This is a genomic window from Microcoleus sp. Pol17C6, from assembly GCF_036701145.1.
Lineage (GTDB): Bacteria > Cyanobacteriota > Cyanobacteriia > Cyanobacteriales > Microcoleaceae > Microcoleus.
Genome location: NZ_JAUBQH010000071.1, coordinates 20,137 through 29,637, shown reverse-complemented (window position 1 = coordinate 29,637; position 9,501 = coordinate 20,137). Strand labels below are relative to the sequence as shown.

The 9,501-nt window shown below is 45.2% G+C and carries 10 protein-coding genes; 5 read left to right on the top strand and 5 right to left on the bottom strand.

From position 1 onward, the window contains the following. Nucleotides 1-239: 239 nt before the first annotated feature. Both purQ and purS read right to left on the bottom strand, forming a co-directional pair. Nucleotides 240-941, bottom strand: coding sequence for a phosphoribosylformylglycinamidine synthase subunit PurQ (gene purQ, locus QUA25_RS25025; RefSeq protein WP_190655996.1), 702 nt, complete (start codon nt 939-941; stop codon nt 240-242). A gap of 291 nt (nt 942-1,232) precedes the next feature. Further along, a complete protein-coding gene (gene purS, locus QUA25_RS25020) occupies nt 1,233-1,517 on the bottom strand; it encodes a phosphoribosylformylglycinamidine synthase subunit PurS (RefSeq protein ID WP_333042010.1) in 285 nt (94 codons plus the stop codon). 143 nt (nt 1,518-1,660) lie between these two features. Here purS and QUA25_RS25015 point away from each other — a divergent pair, with 143 nt between their 5' ends. After that, complete coding sequence (locus tag QUA25_RS25015) at nt 1,661-2,053, top strand: Fur family transcriptional regulator (RefSeq protein WP_333042008.1); 393 nt, start codon at nt 1,661-1,663, stop codon at nt 2,051-2,053. Between the two features lie 137 nt (nt 2,054-2,190). On the opposite strand, the gene QUA25_RS25010 is transcribed toward QUA25_RS25015, so the two are convergent. The 3 genes from QUA25_RS25010 to QUA25_RS25000 all read right to left on the bottom strand — a co-directional run bounded on the left by QUA25_RS25010 (nt 2,191) and on the right by QUA25_RS25000 (nt 5,116). Continuing rightward, the gene (locus QUA25_RS25010) at nt 2,191-4,401 is read right to left on the bottom strand and encodes a peptidase domain-containing ABC transporter (protein ID WP_333042007.1); all 2,211 of its coding nucleotides are present in this window, start codon (nt 4,399-4,401) and stop codon (nt 2,191-2,193) included. Between the two features lie 135 nt (nt 4,402-4,536). Then, a complete protein-coding gene (locus QUA25_RS25005; RefSeq protein WP_333042006.1) occupies nt 4,537-4,719 on the bottom strand; it encodes a hypothetical protein in 183 nt (60 codons plus the stop codon). A 169-nt stretch (nt 4,720-4,888) separates the two neighbouring features. Beyond that, nucleotides 4,889-5,116: a secretion protein HlyD gene (locus QUA25_RS25000; RefSeq protein WP_333042005.1), complete on the bottom strand. Its 228-nt coding sequence runs from the start codon at nt 5,114-5,116 to the stop codon at nt 4,889-4,891. 334 nt (nt 5,117-5,450) lie between these two features. Here QUA25_RS25000 and QUA25_RS24995 point away from each other — a divergent pair, with 334 nt between their 5' ends. The 4 genes from QUA25_RS24995 to QUA25_RS24980 all read left to right on the top strand — a co-directional run bounded on the left by QUA25_RS24995 (nt 5,451) and on the right by QUA25_RS24980 (nt 9,460). Then, entirely contained in the window at nt 5,451-6,566 is a 1,116-nt protein-coding gene (locus tag QUA25_RS24995) for an HlyD family efflux transporter periplasmic adaptor subunit (RefSeq protein WP_333042003.1), read from the top strand. Between the two features lie 148 nt (nt 6,567-6,714). Continuing rightward, the gene (gene trpS, locus QUA25_RS24990; RefSeq protein ID WP_333042001.1) at nt 6,715-7,725 is read left to right on the top strand and encodes a tryptophan--tRNA ligase; all 1,011 of its coding nucleotides are present in this window, start codon (nt 6,715-6,717) and stop codon (nt 7,723-7,725) included. 131 nt (nt 7,726-7,856) lie between these two features. Then, a complete protein-coding gene (locus tag QUA25_RS24985; RefSeq protein WP_333042000.1) occupies nt 7,857-8,747 on the top strand; it encodes a methylenetetrahydrofolate reductase in 891 nt (296 codons plus the stop codon). Nucleotides 8,748-8,860: 113 nt separating this feature from the next. Continuing rightward, nucleotides 8,861-9,460: a Uma2 family endonuclease gene (locus QUA25_RS24980; RefSeq protein WP_333041999.1), complete on the top strand. Its 600-nt coding sequence runs from the start codon at nt 8,861-8,863 to the stop codon at nt 9,458-9,460. Nucleotides 9,461-9,501: the final 41 nt, after the last annotated feature.

Genomic DNA, 9,501 nt, shown 5'->3' with positions numbered 1-9,501 from the left:
AAACTGACTGTAGAGACTGCTGGGCGGGGTACGACCATACATTTTAACTATTTGATGACTTCAGGAATATTATACTATGGCTAAAGTGATGAAAGAGCGATAGGACTGTTTTCAGATCTATTGACTTTTAAATCATTTTAGCATTTTTAATTTTGTAGGGTGCGTCGCTGCGAGATTTTCGAGTATCCCTACAAGACTGACGCACCCTACGGTATCTACAACAATGTCGTAAATATTAACTACAAAACAGCAGCAACACTTGCCATCAACAACCCTTGAAACAATTTCACTCCATCAGTTTCGCCCAACATCGGATCGGATGCCCTCTCTGGATGCGGCATCATTCCTAATACATTGCCTTGGCGGTTGCAAATACCGGCAATATTATTTAACGAACCGTTGGGATTGCCAGCATCGCTAATTTTGCCCGCCGGAGTACAGTAGCGAAACAGGACTTGCTTGTGCTCTTCTAGTTCTGCTAAAGTATCGGCATCGGCATAATAGTTTCCTTCGCCGTGGGCGATCGGCAAATCGATGATTTCACCCGTAGTATAAGCCGCAGTCCAACGAGTATTACCCCGCTCGACTTTCAAAGAAGCGCGATCGCAAATAAAATTCAATCCCGCATTCCGCACCAGAGCACCGGGCAACAAGCCAGCTTCAGTCAACACCTGAAAACCGTTACAGATGCCTAATACAAGCTTTCCTTGTTTCGCGTGTTCCGCAGTAGCCCGCATCGCCGGAGAAAAACGGGCGATCGCGCCGCACCGCAAATAATCTCCGTAACTGAAACCACCGGGAATTACAATGACATCAATATCCGAAATATCGGTATCTTCGTGCCAAATCATCCGCGTCGGTTGGTGGAGTAACCCTTGAGTCACCCACACCACATCGCGATCGCAATTTGAACCAGGAAAAACAATAACTCCAAATTTCATAAGCTGAAGGAAGAAGGAAGAAGGAAGTTCGGCAACGGATTATGTAACGGATGTAACGGATGTCAGGAAGAAGGAAGAGGTGTCAACATAAGACTAAAATCTTATATTTTTCTCCCTTTTATCGAAGTCTTGATCCCCCTAAATCCCCCTTAAGAAGGGGAGTAGGGGTTGACTTTGAGTGTTCCGAGTTCCCGCGTGTTTAATAGAGACTTTGAACACTCTTGTCCCCCCCTTATTAAGGGGGGTTAGGGGGGATCTCCGGGTTTAAAAAGACCCTAGGGACGATCGCATTTATGCCGCCGCTGTCTCCACAGCAACAGGAATTTCAGTCAAATCAAAGCGATAATTTTCAATCACTGGATTGGCCAAAAGTTGGTCGCAAACGCGATCGAGTTGTTCGCGTGCCTCCGACTCACCAGCAGCAGTCAGTGTCAATTCAACGTATTTCCCAATACGCACGCGCTCAACATTGTCGTATCCCATGTGTTGCAAACCAGACTGTACGGCAGTGCCGGCGGGATCTAAAACAGAAGGGCGGAGGGTAACATAGATTTGGGCAAGATATTTCTGAGTCACGGGAATGTTGCGGTAGGTGATGTGAAAGTTAGCCCCATTGTATTCTACAACCGAGCTGCGCGCCGATCGCCATTTGGTTCGCCCAAGTAAGATAGCCTAGAAATAGGGACAGATGTGATTCCAGCAGATTCGAGAAAAAAATTATGAGAACCAACCACACCCGCAGTCAGGAGCGTATTTTACACTTGCTCAAGCACTTGAATCGATCGCTCTCAGCGCAAGATATCTACTTAGAACTGCGTAACAGCGACCAAAGCATGGGCCTAGCAACAGTTTACCGCTCCCTCGACGGTTTAAAGCGAGAGGGGTTCGTTCACGTCAGAACTCTCGCGAGTGGCGAGTCTCTCTACGGTGCCGCCCACCAAGACCAACACCACTTAACTTGTCTGGAATGTGGCGCGTCAATTACGATCGACGAATGTCCCGTCCACCACTTAGAAAGCCAACTACAACAATCTCATTCTTTCAAAATTTATTATCACACTTTGGAGTTTTTCGGATTGTGCGATCGATGTACTTTGGCTCAAGAATCTTAGAGAAGTTATTAGTCATGAGTGATCTCAATTCCGGTTGCACTCAGAAATGATAGTTGACTGTTGACTCGGTGTCGAACCGCGCAGGCGGGTTTTGTTTGTGTAGCAACAGATTTCAACCTATTGTTTTATTAACTCGCTCAAGGATGCAAAAACTCTAAATGGTCTCCTGGAATCGATCGCAATTTTGCAGCCGAGCCTTGCAGTTTCAATCGGCCGCGTTCTAACATGATAATCCAATCGGCGCGATCGATCACTCGCGGCCTGTGACTGATAAAAATCGTCGTTTTCCCGTGTCGGTACATCAACAATTGTTCTAAAACTTCCGCTTCGCTTGCGGGGTCAAGCCCTGCGGTAGATTCGTCTAAAATCAATACGGGTGGGTTGTTGAGAATAGCGCGGGCGATCGCCAATCTCTGTCTTTGTCCGCCAGAAATATTCGCTCCAAACTCCCCTAAAACAGTTTGATATTTATCCGGCAATTGGCTGATAAATTCATCCGCCCCCGCAATTTTGCAGACTTTAACAATCTGTTCAAAGCTGATATCTGGACTGCCCAAACGAAAATTTTCGAGAATCGAACGGCTCCAAAAATGCGCTTCTTGAGGAACCAATACTACCTGCTGTCTGAGACTGTCGAGAGACAAATCCTGTAAGTTGTAGCCGCCAATTCTAATATTACCAGATTGCAGCGGATACAGACCCGCAATTACTTTTGCTAGCGTACTTTTTCCGCAGCCGGAATTGCCGATTAAAGCAATTGCTTGACCGCCGGGAAACGTAACGGAAAAATTTTCCAGCAAGTCAAGTCTGCCGGGGTAGTGAAAATTAACACCCTTGCAAACAATACCGTCGCGGTCTTGAATAGTTACAAAAGGTTTATTCGTATCGTCTTTAGTTTCCGGTTCAGCATCGATAACTTCCGACAGCCGTTGAGTAGCTGTCTGCACGCGAGTCATTTCATCAGTAAATCCTACTAGCGAATTCACCCAAGTAGTAACGTTTTGATTCATACTAATAAACGCTAGCAACTGACCTATACTCAATACCTTGTCAATCACCAAACCGCTACCAAGCCACAGCAGAGTAATGCTGCCAGCAGAGGCAACAAAACCAGAAAATATATTGTTGAGAATTCCAATTTGTGTAGTGCGGAAAGTTAGCTTTGCTAAGCGACCGAAGCGGGTTTGAAATTCTTCCCAAAGTTGCTGACCGCTGGTAGTAGTTTTGACCGTCAGCGCGCCTTTAAAAGTTTCTACTAAAACGCCTTGAGTTTCTGCTTCCAGCACAAATAAACTGCGCGTTTTTTGCTGCAATACGGGCAGAAATACCACTGTAGAGGCAGTCATTAACAGAGCTATAGCTGTAGCTGCTAAAGTCAGTTCCTTGCTGTAAAATAACATAAAAATAAAAGAAACTACAGCTATAAAAAATTGACTAGGCAAGCTGATAGCGACTTGAGAAACTAATTTATTTATTTCTTGGATATCTTGTAATCTACTGACGATTTCGCCACTGCGTCTGGTTTCGTAAAAGCTCAAAGGCAATCGCAGGAATTTGCGCGCAAATTCCATCACCAATCCCAATTCTAAACGCTGGGAAAACTGAGCAATTAAGTTCGACTCTACCAATCCTAAACTGCTGCTAAAAAGGTTCATAACTATAACTGCGATCGCCACACTCGCCAGCAGTTGTCTGTCGCCCCGCACCAGGATGTCGTCAGTGAGCAGTTGAACGAGAAAAGGCGAAGAAATCGACAGCAAACCCAACACCACATTCAGCAAAAATGCTTCCATTAAAATCGGGCGATAAATCCCAATCCGGCGCATCCATTTTTGTAAGGAATTGGCGGGCGGTTGGCCCTCTGCGGCCGCAAAAAACCGCTCAGCATCGGGTTCTACTAGCAAGCACAGCCAATCTGTCCAACCTGCAGCTAATTCTTCTTTGGAAACATAGCGCATACCGACGGCCGGATCGCCGATCGCATATTTGTCGCCCTGCTTTCCGTACAAAACAACCCAGTGATAACCGCTCCAGTGAATAATTGCCGGTAAAGGCGCTTCCTCAATTTGGTCTAAAATAGCAGCCGCGGCTCGCACGGATCGAGCATTAAAGCCGATCGCCTCAGCACCTTGTTTCAAGCCCAGCAGAGTCGTCCCTTTTTGGCCGGTGCCCGCACATTCTCGCAAGCGGCTAATAGTAAAATTTTGTCCGTAAAATTTCGCGATCGAAGCCAAACAAGCCGCCCCGCAATCTTCTTCGCTCTGCTGGAGAACAACCTGATATTTCTTAAACCTGTTAACTTGTCCGAATAATGGCATTTTGCCGATCAAAGGGATGTTCTTTAACATTTTGCAAAATGAATAATGGTAGAGCATAAAGAAGATTACTCATCACCAACTACCCAATCAGCAAAAAGCACCCATAAAGTTATGGGTGCTTTCTCGATTCCACAGTTATAGATCTGAATTGACTAGCACTAAACTTTAGTAGTAGGCGTAGCGGACTACTCTTCTGTATGAACCGTCGCAATTCCGGCGGTACACGACCCAACTGCGCCGCTGCCGGTGACAATTGTCTCGATTGACATAATAGTGACCGCCGTTGACGCTAGCTGATTCTTCAGGGGTGAGTTCAGCAAACAGTGAATTGTCCTTTGTTTCTTTCATGATTAGACTCCGTTTAACTTAATAAAATTGAAGGGAAACTAGAAATATTATTTAATTTCTAGATTCTCGTGTAAATACTGAGTAATACTTCTTGTAGTCCTGTACGACATCCGGAATACTACGGATAAATTTTCAAAATTTACTTTATCGCACAACTTGACTCAGCTATCTAAACCACTAGGGTTGGGTAAGGGCGATCGCGGCTCGGATCGTACAGATAAAGCTGGCTAGGCTGCGGCAGGAAAAACAGCATAGTAAGACCCTCGCGGCTGCTGTTATCCGTCTCGCTGTTGCTTTTAGCACCGCTAACACCGCTGGTAATATTGCCACCGTTGACAGTAGCAGATTCTCCATCGGTTACTTCGATGAAGAGTGAATTTTGTGGATTTTCTGACATAAATAACTCCTATTAATACCTATGTACTTACTTACTACCTACGCATACAGTAAAAACCCGGTAACAGCGCCAAAAGTTATGGCAAAAATCCCATATTTTCCTGGCTGTAGCCCGCTGGCTTCACTCGTCTTGATATTTGGCGAAGTTTGTGGGTGGGAACGGCAAAGCTGTGCGGATTTTTACCTTTACCCTGTGAATTTTGATTTAGACTTCTAAACCTATGCTTGGTTTCCGGAAAGCTGATCGTAAAAGTGACAAAACAAATCAGCGATCTCTCCCTCCCCCTAACTCAAAACTCCAAACTCCAAACTATTCCCCTCTCCCCCTTGCCGCCATGTCTCTCACTCCCGAAGCCACACCCGCTGAAACCTTTGATAACGACCAGTTTTTGCCCCCTGTCAGCCGCTGGACGACTTTGGGTGGCATTTTGATGGTGGCGACCTTTGGCGGGGCGATCGCCCTCGCTAGCGTCACCAAATACAGCGCTACAGTCAAAGCAGACGCGATCGTCCGTCCAGCCGGAGAAGTGCGCGTCGTGCAAGCAGCCACAGAAGGAACCGTCGAAAGCATTGCTGTCAGCGAGAATCAGACAGTAAAAGAAGGAGATGCGATCGCAGTTATAGACGCTTCGCGTTTAAGCGATCAAAAAAAACAGTTACAAGAAATAATTAATCAGTCTCAACCAGCAGCACAGCAAATCAACCAGCAACTGCGCGACTTAGAAAATCAAATTTTGGCCAGCGCCCAATTTAAAAGCATCCAAAGTGAAAGTTCCGCCCAACAGGAATTAATCGAATCCGCTTTAGTAAAATTCGCCACATCGCTGCCCGATGTCGCCGAGAGACTGGGCAGAAGTCGGCGGGTTTTGCTCGTCAAGCAAGCCTCCATTCAACAACAATTAATTCAAGCTAAAAAAGAACTCAATCAAATTGAGTTAAAACTCGAAAATAGCGTGATCCGCACGCCCACAGATGGTACAATTCTCAGACTGGAAGTACGAAATACTGGTCAAACCGTACAAGCCGGCAGCGCGATCGCCCAAATCGTCCCCAGCGACGTACCCCTGGTAGTCAAAGCCAAGGTGACATCCCAAGATATCGCCCGCATCCAAATCGGCCAACCCGTACAGATCAGGATTTCGGCTTTGCCTTTTCCCGATTACGGCACATTAAAAGGAACTGTCAGCGAAATCGCCCCAGATGCGATCGCCACTCAAAATCCCACTAATAATTTAGGTACAGCTTATTACGAAGTGGCAATTAAGCCCGAACAAACTTATTTAACAAAACTCAAATCCGCCAACGGCCAATTCTTCGGAAACTCCCAGGCTAATGTCCCCCGCCAGTATTCGATTCAATCGGGAATGGAAGGCAGAGCCGATATTATTACGGGCGAAGAAACTGTTCTGATATTTGTTTTACGCAAAGCAAGGTTGCTGACAGATTGGTAATTAGTCAGTTGTCAGTTGTTAGTTGTCAACAGTCAACAGTCAACCGTCAGCAGTCAACCGTCAACAGTCAACCGCCAGAAAATTAGAGGATCTGAAATTGAAATAACGTGTCAATATAGAACTGTGAGTTTAATTCTATTCTTTCCTCATGGGCAAACAGCGCGTTCTTTCAGGAGTTCAGCCAACAGGCAATCTTCACCTCGGTAATTATCTCGGTGCAATTCGCAACTGGGTAGAAGGTCAAAGTCAGTACGAAAATTACTTCTGCGTAGTCGATTTGCACGCAATTACCGCACCGCACAATCCAGCAACTCTAGCCTCCGACACTTACACGATCGCCGCACTCTATTTAGCTTGCGGCATCGATTTAGAATATTCTACTATTTTCGTGCAATCCCACGTCTCGGCGCACACAGAACTAGCATGGCTGCTCAACTGTATTACGCCGATTAACTGGCTCGAAGATATGATTCAGTTTAAAGAAAAAGCAATTAAACAAGGTGAAAATGTCAATGCAGGCTTGCTAAATTATCCCGTGTTGATGGCAGCCGATATTTTGCTTTACGATGCCGACAAAGTGCCAGTGGGAGAAGACCAAAAACAGCATTTGGAACTCACCCGCGATATTGTCATCAGATTAAATCACCAATTCGGCACACCCGAAAAGCCAGTCTTGAAACTTCCCGAGCCCTTAATTCGGACTGACGGTGCGAGGGTAATGAGTTTGACAGATGGCACGCGCAAAATGTCTAAATCTGACCCTTCCGAACAAAGTCGAATTAATTTATTGGATTCGCCAGATACGATCGCCAAAAAAATCAAGCGCTGTAAAACAGATGCCGTGCGGGGTTTGACTTTTGACGACCCCGATCGCCCCGAAGCTAGAAATTTGCTGACACTTTATCTCCTGCTTTCCGGCAAATCTAAGGAAGAAGTAGCAACAGAGTGTGAAAACATGGGTTGGGGAGATTTTAAACCCTTGCTGACAGAGACGACAATTAATGCCCTCAAACCAATTCAGGATAAATACAAGGAAATAATGGACGATCCCGGATATTTAGAGTCTGTACTACGTCGCGGAAGAGAACAAGCAGAAGCTATTGCTAATCAAACTCTAACTAAGGTGAAGACAGCTTTCGGTTATTCTTTACCTGTTTAGTTGTTAGTTGTTAGTTGTTAGTTGTTCTTGGTTAGTTGTTAAAAATGACAACTGCCAACTGCCCACTGACAACTGCCCACTTACAATAGTCAACCGTCAAATAACAAATAACCAATAACAGACAAATAATCATGAACCGTTTTCGCACAGCCTGCACCACCCCCGGAGAATTTATAATTACCGCCGAAGTTGCCCCACCAAAAGGTGGCGACATAACTCACACAATTCAAATGGCTGAACGCCTCAAAAACAGAGTTCATGCAATTAATATCACAGACGGAAGTCGCGCAGTTTTGCGAATGTGCCCCCTAGCAGTTTCGGCGATTTTAGTGCAGCACGGAATTGAGCCAATTTGTCAAGTTGCTTGTCGCGATCGCAATCTAATTGGCCTGCAAGCGGATCTCATGGGAGCCCACGCTTTAGGCATTCGCAATGTACTAGCACTTACAGGCGATCCCGTCAAAGCCGGCGACCATCCTAAAGCAAAAAGTGTATTCGATTTGGAATCAGTTCGGCTATTGCAAGTTATTCAAAAAATGAACGGTGGTCAAGACTGGAATGACAAACCTTTAACCGACGGAGTTACTGATTTATTTGTAGGTGCAGCAGTCGATCCGCAATGCCCCAGTTGGTCTGGTTTGCAAAGTCGATTCGAGAAAAAAGTAGAGGCTGGAGCACAGTTTTTTCAGAGTCAATTAATTACAGATTTTGAAGTTTTGGATAAGTTTATGCACCACGTTGCAGCGGGCTGCAACAAGCCAGTCTTAGCAGGAATATTTTTGTTTAAATCAGCTAAAAATGCTGAATTTATTCAAAAATACGTGCCGGGAGTTCACATCCCACAAGAGACTATCGATCGTTTAGCAAAAGCTCCCGAACCCTTGCAGGAAGGCATAAAAATTGCTGCAGAACAAGTCAAACTAGCGCGGCAGATTTGTCAAGGAGTTCACATGATGGCTGTCAAACGAGAAGATTTAATTCCTCAAATTTTGGATTTGGCAGGAATCGAGCCACTGAGCTAAAATTAAACGTAGGGGTGGGTTTTACCAATTATCAATTCCTAAAACTAACGATTTCGTAAACTCATAAACCAGCCCACTCCCGCGCTACCATTTTGAACATCAATAAAACAATCATGCTTCAAACTGTAGACAATCCAACCACTTCTCCCGCAATCGAACAACGTTTCACTTGGCGCGGTGTGACATGGCATCAATTCAAGGCAATTCAAGCTGGTTTTGAAGACGTGCCGAATGTACGCTTATTTTATTGTGAGGGAGTTTTAGAAATTGTGGGTACTGGAAGGTTGCATGAAGCGATTAGGTGTTTGATGGGCTTGCTAATGGGACAGTATTTTCTGCAAAGAATAATTGTATTTTTTCCCAGCGGTACTTACAGTCAGATTGTCGAAGAGCAAGTCGAGTATCAGGCAGATTTGTCTTATTGTTTCGGAACTATTAAAGATGTGCCAGATTTATGTATTGAGATTGTTATCACTAGCGGTAGTCCGATTAAACTTCAGAAATACCGACTGATGGGAGTCCCGGAAGTCAGGTTTTGGGAAGATGGCACTCTAGAGCTTTACCATCTGCGAGAGGAAGGTTACGATCGCATTACTAGCAGCGAAATGCTGCCAGAGTTAGACTTATCTTTGCTGAAACGCTGCATTTTATTTGCTTCGCCTTTGGATGCGCTTGAGGAATTTTCTAGAGGAATGGGCGATCGGGAAAATTGACCAATAAACTATTTTTGAAATAGCTCGATCGACTAAACGGT

Bases quoted from the DNA above. Each gene is read 5' to 3' on its own strand.
- purQ (WP_190655996.1), bottom strand. From the start codon at position 941: ATGAAATTTGGAGTTATTGTTTTTCCTGGTTCAAATTGCGATCGCGAT.
- QUA25_RS25015 (WP_333042008.1), top strand. From the start codon at position 1,661: ATGAGAACCAACCACACCCGCAGTCAGGAGCGTATTTTACACTTGCTC.
- QUA25_RS25010 (WP_333042007.1), bottom strand. From the start codon at position 4,401: ATGTTAAAGAACATCCCTTTGATCGGCAAAATGCCATTATTCGGACAA.
- QUA25_RS25005 (WP_333042006.1), bottom strand. From the start codon at position 4,719: ATGAAAGAAACAAAGGACAATTCACTGTTTGCTGAACTCACCCCTGAA.
- QUA25_RS25000 (WP_333042005.1), bottom strand. From the start codon at position 5,116: ATGTCAGAAAATCCACAAAATTCACTCTTCATCGAAGTAACCGATGGA.
- QUA25_RS24995 (WP_333042003.1), top strand. From the start codon at position 5,451: ATGTCTCTCACTCCCGAAGCCACACCCGCTGAAACCTTTGATAACGAC.
- trpS (WP_333042001.1), top strand. From the start codon at position 6,715: ATGGGCAAACAGCGCGTTCTTTCAGGAGTTCAGCCAACAGGCAATCTT.
- QUA25_RS24985 (WP_333042000.1), top strand. From the start codon at position 7,857: ATGAACCGTTTTCGCACAGCCTGCACCACCCCCGGAGAATTTATAATT.
- QUA25_RS24980 (WP_333041999.1), top strand. From the start codon at position 8,861: ATGCTTCAAACTGTAGACAATCCAACCACTTCTCCCGCAATCGAACAA.